This is a genomic window from Lentzea sp. NPDC005914 (genome assembly GCF_040629405.1).
Classification (GTDB): domain Bacteria; phylum Actinomycetota; class Actinomycetes; order Mycobacteriales; family Pseudonocardiaceae; genus Lentzea.
In genome coordinates this window covers 135,930-156,916 of record NZ_JBEXVQ010000014.1, presented here as the reverse complement: position 1 = coordinate 156,916, position 20,987 = coordinate 135,930, and the positions used below count along the sequence as shown (strand labels likewise).

Below are 20,987 nucleotides of genomic sequence, written 5' to 3'. Positions count from 1 at the left end.
CGAAGTTGAACGACCTACAGCTCAACGACAGGATCGGGGAACAGGCACCATGGTGAAGGACGTCACCGCACTCATCGGCCGTATCGGCATCGGCATCGTGTTCGTCGCGCACGGCTGGCAGAAGTGGACCGAGTTCGGTCTCGCCGGCGCCACCGCGTCGTTCGAGAAGATGGGTGTGCCGCTGCCCTCGGTCTCGGCCGCGTTCGCCGCGACCGTCGAGCTCGTCGGTGGCCTCGCGCTGATCGCCGGTGTGGCGCTGCCGATCGTCGGCCTGCTGCTCGCCGTCGACATGCTCGGCGCGCTGTTCCTCGTGCACCTGCCGAACGGCCTGCTCGGCGAGGGCGGCTCCGAGCTCGTCGTCGTGCTCGGTGCGGCCGCGCTCGCGCTCGGCTTCAACGGTGGTGCCTACGCGCTGGACCGCGTGCTGTTCAAGAACAACAAGGTGCTCAACCCAGCTGCAGCGTAGTTTTCTCGCTCTCCCGGCGCGCGGCCAGCAGGCCCGCGTCGGGATTGCTCACCTGGACCAGTGAGCCACCGGCCGCAAGTACGGCCAGGAAGCCTTCCAGCACACCGGAAGACACGGTCCACTCCACAGTGGACAGGACGCGCGGTTCGGAGCCCAGCTTGGCGCCGAGCTCCCGCGCCTGTGCCACGACCTCGTCCACAGTGGACTCGCCGAGCGCCGGGGTCGAACCGGGAACGGGCGACCACGGCGTGAAGTCGTCACCGTGCACGCGCACGTCGTCCAGGTAGTCGACCGGAGCGCCGGCACCCATCCCCATGGGGTGCAACGAGGCCACGGCCACGACGTCGGCGTCCGCGGTGCCACCCGGCGGTACGACGGCCACGCGCGCATCCTCACCGGCGCCGACGACTCGGGCGCCGCACCACCACGCTCCCAGCAGCAGGCCCGCGGTCTGCCAATGTGCGGGCAGCAGCACCGCCACCGGGTCACCCGGCTCGACGTCGTGCTCGTCCCGCAGCCAGTTCGCGGTCTTCGCGGCCCAGTTCGCGATGGTCGCGCGGGACAGCTCGACGCGAGAGCCCGCGGCGTCGTCGTAGTGCGTGATGAGCGGACGACCTGAATCGGCCTTCAGCAACGGCGTGAAGAGGATCTCGGTCACGCTCACGCGGCACTCCTAGTCGACGCAGGGCACATCCTGTTGGGCAGCGACGGCATGCGCGCCGTCCAGCGAGAGCAGCTTGTCAGGACCGAACCGCGCGGGCGTCGTGGGGGTGGTCGACGACGGCGCCGGCTTGGGTGTCTCGCCGATCTGCTGCGCCACCCACGCCTTCACCGCGTCGCGGTCCACCGTGACCACGCTCTGCCCGCGCTCGTTGCGCGCGTCGATGTTCGTCACCGGGATCGTCGCGAACTCCACGTTGCCCGACGCGAGGCCCTGCGCCTGCGTGGCCAGCGTTGCCAGGTCGAGCTTCTGGTCCACGACAACGGACTTCGATATGGCGTCCAGCAGCCCGTTCATCCGCCCGGCGTCGGTGAACGTGCCCGCGGACAGCAGCTGCTTCATCGCCTGGGACATGAACACCTGCTGGCGTGCGATGCGACCCAGGTCACCACCGGGCATGTTCCGCTGCCGCACGAACGACAGCGCGTCACCGCCAGAGATCGTCTGCTCGCCCGCCCGGAAGTTCGCGCCCGAGTTCGGGTCCGACGTGCCGGCCTTCAGGCACACCTTCACGCCGCCGATCACCTCGGTCAGCAGGTAGAAGCCGTAGAGGTTGATCTCGGCGTAGTGGTCGATGCGCATCCCCGTGAGGTCCTGCACCGCCTGCACCAGCGCCTTGCGCCCGGCCTCGTCGGACTTGCGCTCGCGCTCCTGCTGGTCCTGCACGCCCTCGGCCTGCAACCGTTCGGCGGTGAGGTACTTCACCGCACCGTAGGCGGAGTTGATCTTGTCCTCGCGGAAGCCGGCGATCGGCACGTACGTGTCGCGGGGGATCGAGATCGCGCTGGCCTTGCCGCCGTTGCGCGGAATGCGCATCACGATGATCGTGTCCGTGTTCACCGTGTCCGTGGTCTCGGTGCGCAACCTGCGCAACACGTCCGCGGGAAGTGGCCGCCCCTGTGCGTCCGTCCGGCTGTCGCTGCCCACCAGCAGGATGTCGATCGCGCCGTCCTCGACGGGCGGCGAGTTCGGGATGTCTTCCAGCACCTCGAGGATCTGCGTCGTGTTTGTGTTCTGCTTCACCAGCCGCAGCGCGGTCCAGAAGTAGCCCGAGAACGCCAACGTTGTCACGGCGACGAGCACGACGACCGTCCGGCCAATGACCAGGGCGGTCTTCCTCGCGCGTGCGGCAGCGCTCAACGTGGGTCCTCCGTGTGCTGGATTTGCGTGCTCAGCGTAACTATCGGAAGCCCGTTACGTCGGGGTTTCAGTTCACGCAGACCAGTCCGGCCGCCGTGATCGGCGGGGCACTGCTCGACGGCGCCGACGACGACGTGCCGGGTACACCCTGCGGGTCGACGTCCTCGCCGTCGTCGGCCGGCGCCCGGTAGTCGGCACCGACGAAGACCTGAACCTGTCCTTTTCGGACGGACGCGTCCTCCTCGACACCGATGTTCGGCCCGAGCTCGGCCGCGACCTTGCGCGCGGAGCCCTCTTCGCCGGTCGCGTACTTCACGACCGTCGTGTCGCTGGTCTCCTGCGCCGAAGCCACGGGTCCGCGCTTGAACCCCTTGTCCGCCAACGTGTTCATCACGGTGTTCGCGAGACCCTGCACGCCGGCGGCGTTGTACACCTGCACGGTGATCGACGAGTTCGGTGGCGCGGGCAGCGTCGTGGTCGTGGCCGGCGACGAACTCGACGCCGACTTGTCCGCGGCGAGGCTCGTGAGGAACTTCCGCACCTGGGCCGGGTTCACCGGCAGCACGTTGCCGTCGCCGTAGGTGTCCGTCGGGTCACCCACGGGGATCGTGCGGAACTCGATGTTGCCGCCCACCAGGCCCTGCATCTGCTCGGCGAACGTGGTGATGTCCCAGCCCGAGCTGAGGATCACCGACTTCTGCACCGCCTCGACCAGCCCGTTCAGCTTGCCCGAGTCGGTCAGCGTGCCGGTCGACAGCACCTTCTTCGCCAGCGCCCCGATGAACACCTGCTGCCGCACGATGCGGTCCAGGTCGCCGCCGGGAAGGCCCTTGCGCTGCCGCACGAACGACAGCGCCTGCGCGCCCTCGATCGTCTGCGGGCCCGCCTTGAAGTCCGCGCCCGAGTCGGTGTCGGAGGTGTCCTCCTTCACGCACACCTCGACGCCGCCGATGGCCTTCGTGACCTCGTAGAAGCTCGCGAGGTTGACCTCGGCGTACCGGTCGACGCGCACGGTCCCGCCGGTCATGTTCTCGATCGTCTTGATCAACGTCTTGCGGCCCGCGGCCATCGACTCCGTGCGGATCTTCTGCTCGTCGGTCTCACCCTTCGAGCGCATCTCCTGGTCGACGGTGTTGCGCTTGCGGGCGAACGCGGAGTTGAGCTTGTGCTTGCCGAACCCGTCCGCGATCTCGACGTAGGAGTCGCGCGGGAACGAGATCGCGACCGCGCGCGTCCCGTCCACCGGGATGTGCACGAGGATCATGGTGTCGGTGTTCTGCTCGCCGTCGGCGAACCCGCCGTTGAGCAGTGCCAGCGCTTCCTTCGACAGCGGGTTGCCCTGCGCGTCGGTGCGGCTGTCCAGGCCGACCAGGAGGATGTCGACGGCGCCGTCGAGCGGCTTGCGCCCGGCGTCCTTCGCGATGTCCTCGGAGATGACCTCGGTCTTGACGATGCCGTCGTTCGCGCCTTTGATCTTCGCCCAGCCGTACGACGTGACCGTCAACACAGCAGCTGAGACGAGCGCGACGAAGACCCGCCCGGTCACCAGGAACGCGCGGAAAGCCGCCGTCGGCCGGGTGCCTTCCACCCTGACCGGCAGGCTTCTGCCTTCCACAGTCGTTTCCTCCCCCACTACGCCGAGTTTAGTCGTTTATAAGACACACGACGTGACGTCGCTGTGGGTTGCAGGGATTAGCCATGTGACACACTGCGAGCGGAGGAACACCACGGGAGGAATTGGGCATGCGCGTACTGGTGACAGGTGGGGCCGGGTTCATCGGCTCGCACTACGTGCGGGAGTTGGTGAGCGGCTCGTACCCCGCCTTCGCGGGTGCCGAAGTGGTGGTGCTGGACAAGCTCACCTACGCCGGCAGCGAGACGAACCTCGCGCCGGTCGCCGGCAAGTTCGAGTTCGTGCAGGGCGACATCTGCGACCCGGTGGTCGTGGCCGAGCAGATGCGCGGCATCGACGTGGTCGTCCACTTCGCCGCTGAGTCGCACGTCGACCGCTCGATCGCGGGTTCCGCCGACTTCGTGCTGACCAACGTCCTGGGCACGCAGACCCTGCTGCAGGGCGCCCTGAACGCGGGCGTCGGCAAGTTCGTGCACGTGTCGACGGACGAGGTCTACGGCTCCATCGAGGACGGCTCCTGGACCGAGACGCACATCCTCGAACCGAACTCCCCGTACTCGGCCTCCAAGGCCTCTTCGGATCTGCTGGCTCGCGCGTTCCACCGCACTCACGGGCTTCCTGTGAGCATCACTCGGTGTTCGAACAATTACGGGCCGTACCAGTTCCCTGAAAAGGTGATTCCGCTCTTCGTCACCAATTTGATCGACGGCAAGAAGGTGCCTCTCTACGGTGACGGCCTCAACGTGCGCGACTGGCTGCACGTGGCCGACCACTGCCGCGGCATCCAGCTCGTCGCCGAGGGCGGCCGGGCCGGCGAGATCTACAACATCGGCGGCGGCACCGAGCTCACCAACCGCGAGCTGACCGAGAAGCTGCTGGCCGCGACCGGCCGCGACTGGTCTGCCGTCGAGCCCGTGCAGGACCGCAAGGGCCACGACCGGCGCTACTCCGTCGACATCTCCAAGATCGCCTCCGAACTGGGCTACGCGCCGCAGGTCGACTTCACCGTCGGTCTCGCCGACACGGTCGAGTGGTACCGCGAGAACCGCGCCTGGTGGGAGCCGCTCAAGGAGCGCGCTGCGTTGGCGAAGGGCTGAGCGTTGATCCTCGTTCCCGGTGGTCGCGGCCAGCTCGGCCAGGACCTCGCAGCTCTTTCCTCCGACGTCCGCGCGTTGTCGTCCGCGGAACTGGACATCACCGCGGCTACCCCGGCTGATCTCGCCGGTGCCTCCGCGGTGATCAACTGTGCCGCGTACACCGCCGTCGACGCGGCCGAGACCGACGAGGACCGCGCGTTCGCGGTCAACGCCGTTGGCCCCGGCCTGCTCGCCGAAGCGTGTGCGTCCGTTGGTATTCCGATGATCCACGTCTCGACGGACTACGTGTTCTCCGGTGACGGGACGCGGCCGTACGAGCCTTCCGACCCCGTCGGCCCGAAGTCCGCGTACGGGCGCACGAAGCTCGAAGGCGAACGCCGGGTGCTGGAGGCGGGCGGCTGGGTCGTGCGCACCGCGTGGGTCTACGGCGCGCACGGTTCGAACTTCGTGAAGACCATGGCGGCACTGGAAGCCTCGCGTCCCGAACTGTCCGTTGTGGACGACCAGCTCGGCTCGCCGACGTGGTCGCACGACCTCGCCACCGGCCTTCTCGAGCTGGCCTCGGTGCTGCCTTCTCAGCGTCTGCTGCACGCCACGGGCGCCGGTGAGGTGACGTGGTGCGGGTTCGCCCAGGCGATCTTCGAGGAGCTGGGCGCCGACCCGGCCCGCGTGAAGCCCTGCACCACCGCTGACTTCCCGCGACCGGCTCCGCGACCCGCCTACTCCGTGCTGTCGGGTGCGGCATGGGCAGCAGCGGGACTACGCCCGTTGCCGCACTGGCGAAGCGCCCTTTCGGAGGCATTCAAAGCGGGCGTGGTAGCTCCCCGTACCGGTGCTGCGCCATTGGGGTGACCGGTCTGGCACGGTCGTTCCAAGTACGAGAACCTGTTCGGCATGTTCGATTCCGGGCGCAACCCCCAGCGTCCCGCGACAGCGGATTCCGATCGGCAACGCTTCCTGAAATGCGTTGCTGTTGTCACGGGCTCACGACAGGTGTCGATGAGCCAGCTCGACAAGCGCTCACCGAGGCTGCATTCTCGGTGAAGTCGTTGGGGCGTCAGGGCTTCCTGACGCCCTACAGCGTCAAGCCCGGCTCTGCCGGTACGCCTCGACCGTCTTCTCCGCACACCGCCGCCAGGTGAACCCGGACGCGTACGCCCGCCGTTCCGCCTGCGCTGCCGGAGTGGCCGGTGCCGCCACGGCCTGAGCCAGCCCCTCGGCCAACGCCTCGACGTCGCCCACCGGCACGTGCAGAGCGTGCCCACCGGCGGTCTCGCGCAACGCGGGCACGTCCGAGCACACCACGGGTACGTTGCACGCCAACGCTTCCAGCACCGGCAGTCCGAAACCCTCGTCACGAGACGGCAGCACCAGCGCGGTAGCCCCCGCCACGACCGAACGCAGATGCACGTCCGACAGGTATCCGGTCCGCAGCACCCGTCCGTCCACACCGGACTGACCCGGCCCGACGATCACCAGCGGCGGCAACGACGGATCGGCCGCGTGCGCCTTGGCCAGGTAGTCCAGGCCCTTGCGCGGCCCGCCCGCACCCACGAACAGCAGGTACTCCGACGGCAGCCCCAACCGGCCGCGCAACGTCACCGACGGCGGCCGGGACGCGAACCACGCGGGATCGACCCCGAGCGGCGTCACGACGATCTTCTCCAGCGGCACCGCGAACCGGTCCGCCACCACGGAAGCCACGGCCGCGGTCGGCGTGCAGATCACGTCCGCGCGCTGGGCCGACAGCCGGACGAGCTCGGGCAACCGGCGGTCCGACGGCGGCAGGTCGCCGGGCGAGTCCAGGAACGCCAGGTCGTGGATCGTCACCACCCGGCCGGCCCGCACGGCGGGCGGCAGCACGAAGTTCGTGCCGTGCATGACGTCGGAGAACCCGGCCAGCATCTCGACCGGCGGGAACGGCGCGTTCAGCCACATCGCTCGCAACGCCCGTGCCGCCACGGGAAGCCCGCGCGCGGTGACGTCGTGCGGCAACACGGTCCGCAACGCACGCCAGCCGCGCAACGTGAACGCGACCGCCCGTACGTCCACCTCCTCCGGCATGGAGGCCAGCTCTTCGGCCAGTGCCGCGGTGTAGCGGCCGATTCCGGTGCGAAGTCCGAGCAGGGGTGTGCCGTCGAGCAGCACGGAGAGCGGTTTCGGGGCTCTAGCCATTACGTCCACCACGCGCGATCTTGCGCAGACGCCCCGTCGCCCGCTTGGCCAACTCGGACGGGCCACCGGCGTCCAGGTACTCGCGCACCAGCCGCAGGTCCCGCTTCATCTTGTCCGCCTTGCTCAACCCCGGTGTGCGCACCAGTGGTGCGGAGCCCGGCAGACGGTCCGCGGCGGGCCTGGGGTCGCGGCAGAACTCCGCCAGCGGCGCGAGCGCCGTCTCCCAGGTGAACCGCTCACGGACGACGGCGATGCGCTCACGGCACGCGGCCGCGAACTCCTCGTCGTAGAGCACCTTCTCCAGTGCGTCGGCCAGCGCCTCCGGGTTCTCCGGCGGCACGACGACACCCAAACCTTCCCGCAGCACCAGGTCCGCGAACGAGTCGCCGGACGTGGTGACGATCGGCAGCCCGGCCCACAGGTAGTCGAGCACCCGTGTGCGGAACGCGAACGTGGTCTCCACGTGCTCGTAGTGCGTGGTGACACCGCACGCCGCGTCGAGCAGGAAGTTCTGCCGCTCGTGGTACGGCACCCAGCCGTCGTTGAAGAACACGGTCGACCCGGTCAGCCCGAGCGACGCGGACAGCGCCCTCGTCTGGCCGGCGATGTCCATGTCCGGCACCTCGGGGTTCGGGTGCTTCATCCCGAGGAAGAACAACTTCGCGTCGGATCGCTTTTCGCGCAACGAGTCCATCGCGCGGATCAACGACAGCGGGTCGAACCACGAGTACACGCCACCGGCCCAGATCACGACCTTGTCGGCGTCGGAGATCCCGGGCACCACGCCCTTGATCGCCGGGCCGGTGCGCTGCGGCGGCTTGCCCGACAGTCCGAAAGGGACGATCCCGAGCAACGACTGGGTCGTGGGGTCGTTGTCGTACAACGTCGGCGTGAGCCGCCCCAGAGCCGCGAGATGACCGAGCCAGAAGTGCCGCTGCCGTTCCGACGCGCACAAGAAGAAGTCGCCGCGTTCGAGTTGCGTGTTCAGCACCCGCGTGACGGTCTCCAGGTCCAGCGCCCGCTTCTCGTCCGTGTCGTCCTTGCCCTGCTCCAGCAGTTCCAGGTGCATCGGGTCGTACATGTCGCAGACCACGATCTTGGTCGACGACGCTTTCTTCAGCTCGCTGATCATCTCCAGCGCGTGGCCCTGCAGCACCACCACGTCCGCCCACGCGACGTGCGGCGGCAGCTCCTTGGGCCGGGCCTGCGAGACGGTGAACGGCGCGTCCGGCGGCACGCACAACGGGTTCGTGGTGACGAGACGGACCTGGTGCTCGCCGGACAGCACGTCGGCCATGTGCCACGCGCGGATCGCGGGACCCGCCATCCGGTCCGAGATCGCGTCGCCGGTGATCACGAGGATCTTGCGCGGCCTGCCGAACACGTCGTCCAGCGCGAGCACGTCGACGAGGATGTCGTGCGCCGCGAGGTAGCGCGGCAGGGGATAGGCGGGCTCCAACGCCTTGCGCATCAACGGAACCAGGTCGGCGTCCGATCGTGAACGCGCCGCCTGTTCGATCTTGCGCGACTCCGCCAGCGAAGGCATCAGCTCGACGAACTGGTCGATCGCGAGGAACCCGGCCAGTGCCTGCCGCGACACCCCGACCGGCTCTCGGTCCAGCGCGGGGTCCGACGGCCTGCGGGTGATCTCCAGCTGCGTCGCGTCGATCTCCCCGCGCGCGGTCGCCCTGCGCACGCACAACGCCAGCGCGGCCGGCAGCACCTTCGCCAGCGTCTCGTCGGAGAAGTTCTTGTACAGCGTCGCGAGTGCGTTGCGCTCCAGCAGGAACAGCTCGCGGCTGTGATCGATCGAGCTCATCGACGCGTGGTGGCGGTGGAACGTGAGCGACGCCGGCTCGTAGCGGACCCGCCAGCCGCGCAGGTTGAGCCGCCAGCCGAGGTCGACGTCCTCGTAGAACATGAAGAACCGCTCGTCGAACCCGCCGAGCTCGCGGTAGACCTCCGCGCGCACGAACATCGCCGAGCCCGTGCCGAACAGCACGTCCCGCGGGTCGTCGTGCGAGCCGTCGTCGTCCATCCCGGCGTGGCGCTTGTAGCCCATGCCGAACCAGGTCAGCCCGCCGTCCACGAAGTCGATCTTCTGGCCGTCCCAGTCGAGCACCTTGCTCGCGACCGCACCGACGGACGGTTCCGCGTGGAAGACCTTGATCGCGGCCTTGACCCACCCGCGGTCGGCGCGCGCGTCGTTGTTCAGGAACGCCAGCACCGTGCCCGTGGCGTGCTCGACACCGAGGTTGCAGCCGCCGGCGAACCCGAGGTTCTGGTCAGAGGTGACGATCTTGACGCCGGGCAGGTCCTTCTTCAACCGTGCGGTGTCGTGCGCCTCGTTGTCGACGACGATGACCTGCAGCAACTCTGCCGGGTAGTCGATCTCGGCCAGGCCGCGCACGCAGGTGACCGTGTCCTCCGCGCCTCGGTAGTTGACGACGACGACGGACACAACGGGCAGTGATGCGCGATCCACCACCTAAGCCTGCCTCATCACTCTGCGCGCCCGCAGTGTGGTCGCACACATCAGCAGCAAGAAGATCGCGATCGGCACCCCGAACACCCACTCGTCGGACCAGTCGTTGCGGTCGGCGAGCAACGGCCGCATCACCGGGTGCCGCAGCACCGTGGCAGGACCCGGCTGCATCCTCTTGTCCTGCTCGCCCAGCACCACGATCCGCAGCTCGGCGCCGTCGGGGCAGGTGATGTGGTGCGCGAACGCCGGGTTGTCGGGTCCCGGGAGGTCCTCGACCGAGTTGATCACGCACGTCTGGGGCGTCGCCAGCACGTCCATCAACGCGCGGTGACCATCGCTGACCAGCACCGCCGTACCGGGAATCACGACCATGAACGCGGGCAGCACCAGCCACGCGGGCCCGAGCTTGCCGAGGCCCCACGCGAACGCGAGCGACAGCAGGCCGCACGGGATCAGCACCGCGAGCTCGTACTGCTCGGGCACGATCGCGCCGAGCACGACGGCGGCGGCGATCGCGGCCAGCCCGATCACGATGAGTGGCGTCGGTCGTCTCATGTCACTGCCCTGAGCGCTCTGGCGACGGGAACGAGAAGAATCATCGCCACGGGGACGCTTGTCACCACCAGCAGGTTCCATCTGGTCTGGTCGCCGAGTCCGCCGGGGACGCGCTCAGCCTCTGGTGAGGATCTTCACCCGCAGCGTCAGACCGGCCTTGACCAGCCACCGGAACGGCGCCCACAGCACGCCCTGGTGCCGGTCGGCCAGGTACTTGTACGCGCTGCGGTGGTGCTCGCGCAGCATCCGGTCCGACGACCGCGCGGTCGAGTGGCCACCGATGTGCGTGACCTCGGCGTCGGGCACGTAGACGTTCTGCCAGCCGGCCTTGCCGACCCGTTCGCCGAGGTCCACGTCCTCGAAGTACATGAAGTAGCGCTCGTCGAAGCCCCTGACCGAGTCGAACGCCTCGCGCCGCATCAGGAAGCAGCTGCCGGACAGCCACCCGGCGATCCGCTCGGCCGGCGCCTTCTCCTGCCGGTACGCGCGGCTCCACGGGTTCGACTTCCAGACCACGGCGAACAGCGCGTGCCCGAGCCCGCGGCCGATGGACGGCAGCAGGCGCGCCGACGGGTAGACCTCGCCGTTGGGCTCGCGGATCAGGGGTCCGAACATGCCGCCCCGCGGCCACCGCTTCGCCGCCTCGATCAGCGTGTCCACGCTGCCGGGGGCGAACTCGATGTCCGGGTTCGAGATCAGCACCCAGCCGATGTCGGGGCCCAGGGCCTCGACGCCGCGGTTCGCGCCGCCGCCGTAGCCCAGGTTTCCGCCGGTCGGCACGAACCTGACGTGCTCGCGTTCGGCGGCCACCTGCTCCGGCACGCCGTCGGTGGAACCGTTGTCGGCGAGGATCACCTGCACGTTGCGGGTGGTCGCCTTCGCGAGCGTGTCCAAGAACGGTGCAAGCGTCTCGCCCGGCGAGTACGTGACCGTCACGACACCTAGTCCGTCGCCGTAGTTCACGCGCGACACACTAGTGCGTGGTGCTTCACCGACGGCGACGCACCAACAGCGCGCGCTCGTAGGCCAGGCGGTGACGCTCTGCGCTCACGGCCCAGGAGAAGTCTTTCGCGCGTTGCTGCCCGGATGCAGCCAGGGATGCACGGCGGGCCGGGTCGTTCAACAAGTCGGCGATCGCCGCCGCGATGTCCCCTGCTCCGACACCGCAGTACGCGACCGCCTCGCCACCCACTTCAGGAAGCGACAGTCTTCGGGTGGTCAGCACGCAGGCGCCGCACGCCATGGCCTCGAGCACAGGCAGGCCGAAGCCCTCGCCGAGCGACGGGTAGGCGACCAGTTGCGCGCCGCCCAGGAAACCCGCGAGCTGTTCGAACGGAAGGTAGCCCGCGCGGATCACGCGGATCCGGTGCGGCACCGCGTCGAGCGCGCGTTCGACCTGGCTGTCCCAGCCGGGCTGGCCGGCGAGCACGAGCGCGGGCGGGTTGGCACGGCCGACCATCGCCTGGGCGAAGCCGCGGATCAGCGCCGGGACGTTCTTGCGCGGTTCCAGTGCGCCGAGGAACGCCACGTAAGGCATGTCTCCCAACGACAACGCGCGCCGCACCGTCATGATCTCGTCCGGCGACGGCGGGTGGAAGAGCTCGGTGTCGACGCCGTGCTGCGCGATGTGCAGGACGCGGCGGTCGGCTCCGGCGACGCGCACCAGTTCGTCGGACGTGGCCTGCGACGGCACCACGCACAGGTCCGCGCGCTTCAGCGAGGCGCGGGTCCACGCGCGGAAGAAGCGCGCCTTGACCGACGAGTGCAGCACGGGGTCGGTGAAGAACGTGGCGTCGTGCAGCGTGACGACCGATGCGGCCTTGCTGGCCAACGAAAGCGTGTAGTGCGGTGAGTGCAGCACGTCGATGCCAAGTGACCGGACCAGGCGCGGCAACGTCGTCTGCTCCCAGGCCAGCCGGGCCGTCCTGGTGGCGACGGCGTCCGCGGCCCGCACCACACGGGCGTTCGGCGCGATCTTCGTGAACAGGTCCTCGTCGCGTGGCTGGCACACGACGGAGAGTCTGGCGCCGTCGGCATCCAGTGCGGCGACGAGCGAATCCACGTAACGGCCTACGCCACCACGATCTGCGGGAACCGCGGTGGCGTCGATCAACACGGTGGGTTCGGCGGTCGGCACGATCAGTCAGCGTAATGTCATTTGCGAATGCGTTTAGCGGGAATGCACCAATCCGGTCGTCACGTGTGTGTTACCCAGACACCACGCGCAGTCTTTTCCCAGGTGAACTCACTCGCGCGGGTGAGACCGGGCTCGATGGTGTGATGCGAATCCGTTAGAACCGCCCGCAGGCCTTCCGTCAACGACGCCAGATCTCCCCGGCGCACGACGGTGCCGGCGCCGCCCGCGACCTCCACGAGAGCCGGGTCGTCGGAGTGCACGACGGGGACGCCCGCGGCCATCGCCTCCAGCACCGGCAGCCCGAACCCCTCGGCCAGACTCGGCGCCGCCAGCAGGGTCGCGCCGGACAGCACGGACGCCAGCCGCTCGTCGGAAACCTTGCCCAGCAACGTGACGTGCGGTGCGTGGAGATCGACACCGCCCCAGCCCTGAGGTCCGATCACGACCAGCGGGACCTTCAGCCGTTCGGTCGCCCGCACCAGCAGGTCGAAGCCCTTGCGCGGCTCGATCGTGCCGATGGCGAGCACGTAACGCTCGGGCAGATCGGCGGGTTTCGGGCCGACGAGCCTGGTGACCCCGTTGGGCACCACGTGCACCGGAACCTCGACGCTCAAGTGGTCGCCCAGTTGGTCGGCGACGGCCTTCGTCGGCACGACAAGGGCTTTCGCCTGCCGCGCGGCCTTCGCGATGACCTTGCGGTGCCACGCGACTCCGCGCGGGGTCAGCGTTTCCGGGTGCGTCCACGGCACGACGTCGTGCACCGTGACGACCGCGCCCGGCAGCGGGGCGAGGGGAGTGGGAGCGTGCACGTGCGGGCCGAGCTTCGGCGGCAGTCCCCGTTCCCACAACGCCACCAGCGCCCGTCGCGGCACCCTGATCACGCGGTCCGCGTTCGCCGTCGCCGCGCTGGTCACGGTCCAGCCCTGGGGTGCGGTGGCCTTCAGGGCCTTGAGCAGTTCGGCCGTGTACCGGCCGGTGCCGCCGGGGACGGGCGCGTTGAGTTGCTCGGTCAGGACTACTAGCTCGGGCACGTCGCGTACCGTCTCACGCCGTGTCGGCACTCAGCACCGTGGTGGTCGTGACGTGGCGCGGACGTGACCACATCACGGCGTGCCTGGACGCCCTCGAAGCCCAGAAAAGTCCACATAGGACGATCGTCGTCGACAACGCGTCCGATGACGGCACGGCCTCGTTGATCAGCGGACATGAGGTCGTGCGGCTTCCTCGCAACCGCGGCTACGCGGGTGGGCTCGCGGCCGTGCTGGAGATGGTCGACACCCCGTACGTGGCGTGGCTCAACGACGACGCCGTGCCGGACCCGTCGTGGCTGACCGAGCTGGAGAACGCCCTTGAAGGCGATCCGGGCGCGGCCGCCGCCACGTCGTCGATCCTGCTGACGGACGGCTCGACGCAGTCCGTCGGTGTGGCGCTGACCTCGGACGGCCACGGCAAGGACGTCGTGCTCGCCGGGCGTGAGGTGTTCGGGTTCTGCGGTGGTGCCGCGTTGATGAGGACCGCGGAGCTGCGCGCTGTGGGTGGCGTGCCCGCGAGCTTCTTCTGCTACTACGAGGACACCGACACGGCCTGGCGGTTGCGGCTGGCGGGGCACCGGGTGATCTCGGTGGGGCCGGCGCGGGTGCGGCATCGGCACGGCGCGAGCACACACCCGGGCTCTCCGCTCTTTCACCGCTGGAACGAGCGCAATCGTTTGCTGATGCTGCTGCGGTGCGCGCCGGGGTCGGTGGCCTTGCGGGAGCTCGCGCGGTTTCTGGTGATCACGGCGGTGCTGCCGTTCCGCAGAGATGTGCAGGACGCGGCCAACTTCAAGCTCGGCCTGCGGCTTCGAGTGCTCGGCGAGGTGCTGATCAGAATGCCCGCGACGGCCGTTCAGCGGCTCGCGATCGGCACGCGCTCCACCGTCGCGCGCCGCGTGGTCTGGAAAGACTGGGCAGGTCGCTAGAGCTACATGACCTACATGTTGCCGTTGAGGCGTTGTGTCAGGGAGTTCCGCGTCTGCTGATGGTTCGACACGGTCGGGATCACACCCTGCTGCACGACCTGTGTGATCTCCGCGTCGTCCGCCACCTGCTGCTGGATCGGCTGGGTCTGCGGTGCCTGGACGGGCATCTGCTGCGGCGGCATCTGCTGGTGGTGTTGCATCTGCTGAGGCGGCCGCTGCTGACCCATCTGGGCCGGCGGGAGGATCATGGTCGAGTCCGGGTCGCGGTACGGGTCCATGGCGTTGACCAGCGTGCGAGGGACCTGCTGCGTGTCGGACGCGTCCATCGGAGACGTCATGTTGTCCGGTGTCACGATGTGCCGCCCACGTGCACGGGCGCGGGCGAGCATGGCGTCGGCCCGGTCGCGGGGGTCCATGTCGGATTTAGCTCCTTGCCGGGACCAGATCCCGTATGACGATCTGCTTCGTGTCAGAGTATTCCGTCGAACGGCTCGCTGTAACGCGGAGGAGGAAAAAGGTGCACGGCGTCGAAGCTGTGGTGCTGGTCGGGGGCAAGGGCACCCGTCTTCGCCCGCTGACCCTGTCCGCTCCCAAGCCCATGCTGCCGACCGCGGGGGTGCCATTTTTGACGCACCTCCTGTCGCGGATCAAGGAGGTCGGCATCACGCACGTGGTGCTCGGCACGTCCTACAAGGCCGAAGTCTTCGAGGAGTACTTCGGTGACGGATCCAGGCTCGGGCTCGAGCTCGAGTACGTGGTCGAAGAAGTGCCGCTCGACACCGCCGGTGCCATCCGCAACGTCGCGGACAAGCTGCGCGAACCCGACGTGATGGTCTTCAACGGCGACATCCTGTCGGGTGTCGACCTGACGGGGATCGTGGACACGCACCGCAAGCACGAGGCGGACGTCACGCTGCACCTCGTGAAGGTCGCGGACCCGCGCGCGTTCGGCTGCGTGCCGACCGACGACGAGGGCCGCGTGCAGGCGTTCCTGGAGAAGACCGAGAACCCGCCGACCGACCAGATCAACGCCGGTTGCTACGTCTTCAAGCGCGAGGTGATCGACGCCATCCCGGCCGGGCGTCCGGTGTCGGTGGAGCGCGAGACGTTCCCCGGTCTGCTGGAGGCCGGTCGTCGCCTGCAGGGTCACGTCGACGCCACCTACTGGCTCGACCTGGGCAAGCCGGAGGCGTTCGTGCAGGGCTCGGCCGACCTGGTGCGCGGCGTCGCGCCGTCGGCCGCGGTTGCACAGCCGGGCGACTTCCTGGTGCTGGAGGGCTCTGCCGTCCACGAGGGCGCCACGGTTCGCGGTGGCTCGGCGGTGGGTGCCAACTGCACCGTGGCCGAGGGCGCGGTGCTGGACGGGGCGATCCTGTTCGACGGCGCGGTCGTCGGCGAGAACGCCGTGGTGGAGCGCTCGATCGTCGGTGCCGGTGCTCTGGTGCAGGCCGGTGCCGTGTTGCGGGACGCTGTCGTGGGCGACTCGGCCGTGATCGGTGCTCGGTGCGAGCTGATCGGCGGGGCGCGCGTGTGGCCGGGTGTGGTGCTGCCCGAGGCCGGCGTGCGCTTCTCGACGGATGCCTAGGAGATCTTGGACACCACCGTTCCCACTGGACCTGGGCGCGGTGCTCGGAGGGCTGCGCCGCGGACCCGGTGACCCGTCCTTCTCCGCGGAGGGCGGCATCTGGTTCGCGGCGAACACCCCGTGCGGTCCGGGAACTCTGCACGTCAGACGTACCTCCGACGCGATCGAGGCCGAGGCGTGGGGCGACGGCGGGGTGTGGCTGCTGGACGGCCTGCCCGCGTTGCTCGGCGCGGACGACCCGGTGGACGAGTTCGTCGCCCACCACGACGTCATCGCGGAAGCACGCCGTCGCCGGCCCGGCCTGCGGCTCGGCTCGACCGGACGGGTCTGGGACCTGCTGTTCGCCTCGATCCTGGAGCAGAAGGTCACCGGCACGGAGGCGTTCCGGACGTGGCGCGAACTGGGCCGCCGGTTCGGCGAACCGGCTCCCGGTCCCATGCCTTTGAAGGTCCCGCCGACACCTCAACGGTTGCTCGGCCTGCAGGACTGGGAGTGGCACCAGTGCGGGCTCGACGGGGCTCGCCGCCGCACGCTGATCAACGCCGCCCAGGTCGCACACCGCCTCGAGAAGGCCGCCGAGATGCGCAGCCGTGAGCTGCTGGAGAAGGTGCCCGGAATCGGCGTGTGGACCTCAGCCGAGGTGGCCCAGCGGTCGTGGGGCGACCCGGACGCCGTGAGCGTCGGCGACTACCACGTCGCCAAGAACGTCACGTGGGCGCTGACCGGCACACCAGGCGACGACGACGCCATGATGGGGCTGCTGGAGCCGTACAAGCCGCAACGCCACCGCGCGGTCATGTACCTGGAGTCGGCGGGCATGCGGCGGCCGCGGCGAGCCCCGAGGTTCTCGCCGCGCGACTACCGCAAGTTCTAACGCAACCGCGCCAACGCGCTCTCGATCAGCGGGTGCAGGTCGTCCACGTTGTCCGGCAACGAGTCCAGCGGCCACCACTGCAGGTCGACCGACTCGGCGGACCGGACCGGCTGCGCGCCCATCGGAGCCCGCACCAGGAACCGCACGTCGAAGTGCCGCGTCGGCTTCCCGAGCGAGCACGTGATCGGGTGCACGTCGAGGTGGATCGGCGTCGGCTCGATCCGCAGCCCGCGCATGCCGGACTCCTCGGTGGCCTCGCGCAACGCCGCCGCGGCCAAGGACACGTCCTCGGGCTCGCAGTGGCCGCCGAGCTGCAGCCACCGGCCCACGCGCGGGTGCAGCGTCAGCAGTGCGTGCTCCGCCGTGGCGTCCAGGACGAGCGCTGAGGCCGTGAGGTGTCCCGGCTCGCAGGAGCGCATGCAGGCGTCCTCACGGGCCGCCAGGAAGCCCAGGTAGGCCTCCTTCAACGCGTCCTGGCCGGCGAACCGGCTCAGCGTGGAGACCGCGTCGTCGTGCAGTGTCACAGCTCGATCAGCCCTTCCAGCGGCTCGCGGGGCGTCAGCGGCTCGGCCGGATGCCCGACCGCCACCGCGCCCAGCGGCTCCCAGTCCTGCGGCACGCCCAGCACGGAGCGCACGAGGTCCGCGCAGAAGATCGTCGACGATACCCAGCACGAGCCGAGCCCCTCGGCGGCCAGTGCCACCAGCAGGCCCTGCACGGTGGCGCCACCGGCGACCGTGAACATCGTCTTCTCGGCGTCCGACCTGCGCGGATCCGGATACGCGTGAGACCCGTCGCGGACCAGGAACGGCACCACGATCTCCGGTGCCTCGACCAGCAGGTCACCGCGCTTGAGCCGGCGCGCGATCTGCTCGTCGGTGAACCCGTCGCCGCGCAGATCGCTCGACCACTGCTCCCGCATCGCCCGCAGCAGCTCATCGCGCTTCTCCCGCACCAGCACGAACCGCAACGGCTTCGTGTGGTGCGGAGCGGGCGCGGTCAACGCCGCCCCGACAGCACGCTTCAGAACAGCGAGATCGACCGGCTCATCCGAGTAGAACCGCACGGACCTGCGCATCAGCACGGCCTCGGCACGACCCTGGGCCAGCGCCTCCTCCGTGCCGAGCCGGAACAGGTCCTCGTGGGTCGGCCGGGTCAGATCACGCGCGGACGACCCGTCGTCCACCACCTCGAACCCGCGCAGCACCGCCACCGGCACCGCGCCGAGCTTGCCCTTGACCAGGTCCGCGGCCGACGCGATCTCGTCCGCGATCGCCACCTGGGTCACGACGAGCTCGTTGCCGTGCTCGTCGACCGCACCGGCGTAGTCGTGCAACACGCGGATGCCGGACGCGCCGATCGCGGCGTCGGTCTGGCCGATCCGCCACGCGCGGCCCATCGTGTCGGTCACCACCACGGCGATCTCGATGCCGAGCAGACCCTTCAACGCACCGCGCAACGCCGTCGCGGACCCGTCCGGATCCACGGGCAGCAGCGCGATCTCGTCGCCCGCCACGTTCGAGGCGTCGACACCGGACGCTGCCTGCACGATGCCGAGCTTGTTCTCGGTGATCAGCGTGCGCATCTTGCGGGCGAGCACCCGCACGGACTCGGCCTCGACGTGCTCGCGCCGGATCCTGTCGCGTTCCTCCGGGTCGGCGGGCACGCGAACGAGCCTGCCCTCCACTTTGGACAGCACCTTGGACGTCACGACCAGCACGTCGCCGTCGCGCAGCCAGGGCGCGGCGGACGCGATCGCGGCGGCCAGGTCGTCGCCGGGGCGAAATTCCGGCAGACCGAGGACCGGCAGCAGCTCCAGCGCGCCGGCGGCGTGATCAGTCAACTTCGACTCCGGCCAGCTCCAGCGCGGCACGGGCCATCTGCGCCGTGGCGTCCACATCGGACATCAGCAGCGGAACCGCGCGAACCGCGACACCCGGCACGTCCGCGCGGTCGCCGGTGTGCACCAGCCACGCGTCGAGAATGCCGTCTTCAGAGCACTTGCGGGAGCCGTACAGCCGCCCGACCGCCTCAGCCGAGGTCTCGACACCGATCGCGTCCAAACAAGCGTCGGCCATGCCCCGCAACGGTTTGCCGCCGATGATCGGCGACAGCCCCACGACACCGGCGTCGGTCTTGCGCAACGCGTCCCGCACACCGGGCACGTTCAAGATCGTGCCGATGCTCACAACGGGGTTGGACGGGGCCAGGATCACCGCGTCCGCCTCGGCGATCGCGTCCAGCACGCCGGGCCCGGCGGTGGCGGCCTCGGCGCCCACGAACGCGAACGACTGCGCCGGAATGCCGGCCCGGTGCTTGACCCACCACTCCTGGAAGTGGATGGCACGCGGTTCGCCGTCCAGCTCGACGACGACGTGCGTCTCCACCCGGTCGTCGGACATCGGCAGCAGCCGCACGCCCGGCTTCCAGCGGTCGCACAGCGCCTCGGTGACGGCCGACAACGGGTAGCCGGCGCGCAGCATCCTGGTGCGAACGAGGTGCGTGGCCATGTCCCGGTCGCCGAGCCCGAACCACGTCGGCTCGGCGCCGTAGGCGGCCAGCTCCTCCTTGACGGTCCACGACTCGTTCTCGCGGCCCCAGCCGCGTTCGGTGTCGATCCCGCCGCCCAGCGTGTACATGCAGGTGTCGAGGTCGGGCGTGATGCGCAGCCCGTGCATCCACACGTCGTCCCCGGTGTTGACCACCGCGGTGACGTCAGCCCCGAGTTGCTTGAGTCCCTGCAGGAACCGGGCTCCGCCGACCCCGCCGACCAGTGCTACGACCTTCACGCCAAGCCATGCTTCCACAAGGGTCCGACAGGCCTACAGGTAGCGCCAGAACATGAACGCGACGACGCCGGAGCCCGCCGAGCTCGTGTCGCCGCCGACCAGCTCGAAGACCGTCGAGGCCAGCGCGAAGAAGAGCCGGTTCACCTCGGCGAAGGCGATCAGCAGGGCGAACAGGATCAGCGGCGCCCACGGCCGGGCCTTCTGCCCGAACTGCTGCGCCTTGTACGACATGAACGGTTCCAAAACACCCCAGCCGTCCAGACCGGGAATCGGCAGGATGTTCAGCACGAACGCGATCACCTGCAACAAAGCCAGGTACGAAATTGCGCCCGCGAGCGCGGCAGGCGGCGAGAACAGCGTGACGATTCCCGCGAGGATCACGCCGAGCACGAGGTTCGTGACCGGCCCCGCGAGTGAGACCAACGACTCGATCTTCTTCGACCTCAGCGCGTGGTGGTTGATCCACACGGCGCCGCCCGGAAGGGGAATTCCGCCGAACGCGAGCAGCACCAGCGGCAGCACGATGCTCAGCACCGGGTCGGTGTAACGACGGATGTCGAGGGTCAGATAACCCTTGTCGCGTACGGAAAAATCGCCGCCCTTGTACGCGACGGCGGCGTGCCCGAACTCGTGCAGGCACAGCGTCACCGCCCACCCGGCGAGTACGAAGAGGATGGTGCCCGAGATGATGGCGACGTCACCTTCGAGCAGGGTGAGAGCAGCTCCGGCGGCGGTTGCCGCGAGCAGACCGAGGAACAGTGGACTGGGGCGCACCGCTGATCGCTTCACCCCACCAGTGTGGCGTGTCGCCTGGCGAGGTGGGCCGTTCGGGGACCCGTTGCAACACCTGAATCACTGTCCGTGCTGCTAGTCAAGGTTTTTGCGGCCATCCGCGCGAATATCCCCCGACGTGTGGACTCCGCTTGACCGCCCGCTGTGACGCAGGTGTAATCACATCGGTGTCATTCGTCGTTGTGGGAACGGCGTCTGGCGTCCGCCAACCGGGGAGAGCGGAAGGCGAGGAGGCGGACGATATGCAGGAATTCGAAGAACTCGAAGAAGATCACGTCACGCAGCCGGTCGTACAGGGCGAGCTGTCGTACCTGTTCGACCCTGCCGACGAGCAGGACTGGCAGGAGCGTGCGCTTTGCGCGCAGACCGATCCCGAGGCGTTCTTCCCCGAAAAGGGTGGTTCGACGCGGGAGGCCAAGCGCATCTGCCTGGGCTGCGAGGTTCGTTCGGAGTGCCTTGAGTACGCACTCCAGCACGACGAACGCTTCGGCATCTGGGGCGGTCTCTCGGAGAGGGAACGCCGCAAGCTGAAGAAGCGAGTCGTCTAGCCGGTCAGAAGTGTGATCTTTGTGCCTTAA

The 20,987-nt window shown here is 69.1% G+C and carries 21 protein-coding genes; 7 read left to right on the top strand and 14 right to left on the bottom strand.

Annotation, left to right across the window (positions count from 1 at the left end):
* The first annotated feature begins 49 nt into the window (after positions 1-49).
* Complete coding sequence (locus ABZ345_RS21335; protein WP_359851213.1) at positions 50-466, top strand: DoxX family protein; 417 nt, start codon at positions 50-52, stop codon at positions 464-466.
* On the opposite strand, the gene ABZ345_RS21330 is transcribed toward ABZ345_RS21335, so the two are convergent.
* The 3 genes from ABZ345_RS21330 to ABZ345_RS21320 form a co-directional block, all read right to left on the bottom strand.
* On the bottom strand, positions 447-1,130 hold the full coding sequence (locus ABZ345_RS21330) for a TIGR03089 family protein (protein WP_359851210.1): 684 nt from the start codon (positions 1,128-1,130) through the stop codon (positions 447-449). The two genes, ABZ345_RS21335 and ABZ345_RS21330, sit on opposite strands and share 20 nt — an antisense overlap.
* 9 nt (positions 1,131-1,139) lie before the next feature.
* Positions 1,140-2,327: an LCP family protein gene (locus tag ABZ345_RS21325; protein ID WP_359851208.1), complete on the bottom strand. Its 1,188-nt coding sequence runs from the start codon at positions 2,325-2,327 to the stop codon at positions 1,140-1,142.
* Positions 2,328-2,394: 67 nt separating this feature from the next.
* Positions 2,395-3,942 carry an LCP family protein gene (locus ABZ345_RS21320; RefSeq protein WP_359851205.1) on the bottom strand — a complete coding sequence of 516 codons (1,548 nt, stop codon included), beginning with the start codon at positions 3,940-3,942 and terminating at the stop codon, positions 2,395-2,397.
* A 128-nt stretch (positions 3,943-4,070) separates the two neighbouring features.
* Here ABZ345_RS21320 and rfbB point away from each other — a divergent pair, with 128 nt between their 5' ends.
* Positions 4,071-5,057, top strand: a complete 987-nt coding sequence (gene rfbB, locus ABZ345_RS21315; RefSeq protein ID WP_359851203.1) for a dTDP-glucose 4,6-dehydratase — start codon at positions 4,071-4,073, stop codon at positions 5,055-5,057.
* Between the two features lie 3 nt (positions 5,058-5,060).
* Positions 5,061-5,909 (top strand): dTDP-4-dehydrorhamnose reductase, encoded by an 849-nt coding sequence (rfbD, locus tag ABZ345_RS21310; protein ID WP_359851200.1) that lies wholly within the window; start codon positions 5,061-5,063, stop codon positions 5,907-5,909.
* 231 nt (positions 5,910-6,140) lie between these two features.
* Here rfbD and ABZ345_RS21305 read toward each other — a convergent pair whose 3' ends face one another.
* The 6 genes from ABZ345_RS21305 to ABZ345_RS21280 form a co-directional block, all read right to left on the bottom strand.
* The gene (locus ABZ345_RS21305) at positions 6,141-7,232 is read right to left on the bottom strand and encodes a glycosyltransferase family 1 protein (protein WP_359851197.1); all 1,092 of its coding nucleotides are present in this window, start codon (positions 7,230-7,232) and stop codon (positions 6,141-6,143) included.
* Entirely contained in the window at positions 7,225-9,717 is a 2,493-nt protein-coding gene (locus ABZ345_RS21300) for a glycosyltransferase (protein WP_359851194.1), read from the bottom strand. Before ABZ345_RS21300 ends, ABZ345_RS21305 begins: the two co-directional genes overlap by 8 nt.
* Positions 9,718-9,720: 3 nt before the next feature.
* The gene (locus tag ABZ345_RS21295; RefSeq protein ID WP_359851191.1) at positions 9,721-10,272 is read right to left on the bottom strand and encodes a hypothetical protein; all 552 of its coding nucleotides are present in this window, start codon (positions 10,270-10,272) and stop codon (positions 9,721-9,723) included.
* A 114-nt stretch (positions 10,273-10,386) separates the two neighbouring features.
* Positions 10,387-11,235 (bottom strand): glycosyltransferase family 2 protein, encoded by an 849-nt coding sequence (locus ABZ345_RS21290; RefSeq protein WP_359851188.1) that lies wholly within the window; start codon positions 11,233-11,235, stop codon positions 10,387-10,389.
* Between the two features lie 25 nt (positions 11,236-11,260).
* Positions 11,261-12,388 (bottom strand): glycosyltransferase family 1 protein, encoded by a 1,128-nt coding sequence (locus ABZ345_RS21285; protein ID WP_359851413.1) that lies wholly within the window; start codon positions 12,386-12,388, stop codon positions 11,261-11,263.
* An 80-nt stretch (positions 12,389-12,468) separates the two neighbouring features.
* Positions 12,469-13,440, bottom strand: coding sequence for a glycosyltransferase family 1 protein (locus ABZ345_RS21280; RefSeq protein WP_359851185.1), 972 nt, complete (start codon positions 13,438-13,440; stop codon positions 12,469-12,471).
* 20 nt (positions 13,441-13,460) lie between these two features.
* Here ABZ345_RS21280 and ABZ345_RS21275 point away from each other — a divergent pair, with 20 nt between their 5' ends.
* Positions 13,461-14,369, top strand: coding sequence for a glycosyltransferase family 2 protein (locus ABZ345_RS21275; protein WP_359851182.1), 909 nt, complete (start codon positions 13,461-13,463; stop codon positions 14,367-14,369).
* Between the two features lie 11 nt (positions 14,370-14,380).
* Here the strand turns inward: ABZ345_RS21275 and ABZ345_RS21270 are convergent, their stop codons facing one another.
* Positions 14,381-14,785, bottom strand: a complete 405-nt coding sequence (locus tag ABZ345_RS21270) for a hypothetical protein (RefSeq protein ID WP_359851179.1) — start codon at positions 14,783-14,785, stop codon at positions 14,381-14,383.
* A 101-nt stretch (positions 14,786-14,886) separates the two neighbouring features.
* Between ABZ345_RS21270 and ABZ345_RS21265 the strand changes: the two genes are divergently transcribed.
* Complete coding sequence (locus ABZ345_RS21265; RefSeq protein WP_359851176.1) at positions 14,887-15,954, top strand: NDP-sugar synthase; 1,068 nt, start codon at positions 14,887-14,889, stop codon at positions 15,952-15,954.
* Entirely contained in the window at positions 15,947-16,828 is an 882-nt protein-coding gene (locus ABZ345_RS21260; protein ID WP_359851174.1) for a DNA-3-methyladenine glycosylase 2 family protein, read from the top strand. Before ABZ345_RS21265 ends, ABZ345_RS21260 begins: the two co-directional genes overlap by 8 nt.
* Here ABZ345_RS21260 and ABZ345_RS21255 read toward each other — a convergent pair.
* The 4 genes from ABZ345_RS21255 to ABZ345_RS21240 are packed head-to-tail and all read right to left on the bottom strand — an operon-like array spanning position 16,825 to position 20,406.
* Positions 16,825-17,352, bottom strand: a complete 528-nt coding sequence (locus tag ABZ345_RS21255) for an NUDIX domain-containing protein (RefSeq protein ID WP_359851171.1) — start codon at positions 17,350-17,352, stop codon at positions 16,825-16,827. The genes ABZ345_RS21260 and ABZ345_RS21255 overlap by 4 nt on opposite strands.
* Positions 17,349-18,671 carry a coenzyme F420-0:L-glutamate ligase gene (locus tag ABZ345_RS21250; protein ID WP_359851169.1) on the bottom strand — a complete coding sequence of 441 codons (1,323 nt, stop codon included), beginning with the start codon at positions 18,669-18,671 and terminating at the stop codon, positions 17,349-17,351. The genes ABZ345_RS21255 and ABZ345_RS21250 overlap by 4 nt, the downstream gene beginning before the upstream one ends.
* Positions 18,664-19,617, bottom strand: a complete 954-nt coding sequence (gene cofD, locus ABZ345_RS21245) for a 2-phospho-L-lactate transferase (protein WP_359851167.1) — start codon at positions 19,615-19,617, stop codon at positions 18,664-18,666. The genes ABZ345_RS21250 and cofD overlap by 8 nt, the downstream gene beginning before the upstream one ends.
* Positions 19,618-19,650: 33 nt before the next feature.
* Complete coding sequence (locus ABZ345_RS21240) at positions 19,651-20,406, bottom strand: site-2 protease family protein (protein ID WP_359851164.1); 756 nt, start codon at positions 20,404-20,406, stop codon at positions 19,651-19,653.
* A gap of 245 nt (positions 20,407-20,651) precedes the next feature.
* On the opposite strand from ABZ345_RS21240, the gene ABZ345_RS21235 reads away from it, so the two are divergent.
* Positions 20,652-20,957: a WhiB family transcriptional regulator gene (locus tag ABZ345_RS21235; RefSeq protein ID WP_051769582.1), complete on the top strand. Its 306-nt coding sequence runs from the start codon at positions 20,652-20,654 to the stop codon at positions 20,955-20,957.
* The last annotated feature ends 30 nt before the right edge of the window (positions 20,958-20,987 follow it).

Bases quoted from the DNA above. Each gene is read 5' to 3' on its own strand.
- ABZ345_RS21335 (WP_359851213.1), top strand. From the start codon at position 50: ATGGTGAAGGACGTCACCGCACTCATCGGCCGTATCGGCATCGGCATC.
- rfbB (WP_359851203.1), top strand. From the start codon at position 4,071: ATGCGCGTACTGGTGACAGGTGGGGCCGGGTTCATCGGCTCGCACTAC.
- ABZ345_RS21270 (WP_359851179.1), bottom strand. From the start codon at position 14,785: ATGGACCCCCGCGACCGGGCCGACGCCATGCTCGCCCGCGCCCGTGCA.
- ABZ345_RS21305 (WP_359851197.1), bottom strand. From the start codon at position 7,232: ATGGCTAGAGCCCCGAAACCGCTCTCCGTGCTGCTCGACGGCACACCC.
- ABZ345_RS21295 (WP_359851191.1), bottom strand. From the start codon at position 10,272: ATGAGACGACCGACGCCACTCATCGTGATCGGGCTGGCCGCGATCGCC.
- ABZ345_RS21235 (WP_051769582.1), top strand. From the start codon at position 20,652: ATGCAGGAATTCGAAGAACTCGAAGAAGATCACGTCACGCAGCCGGTC.
- ABZ345_RS21260 (WP_359851174.1), top strand. From the start codon at position 15,947: ATGCCTAGGAGATCTTGGACACCACCGTTCCCACTGGACCTGGGCGCG.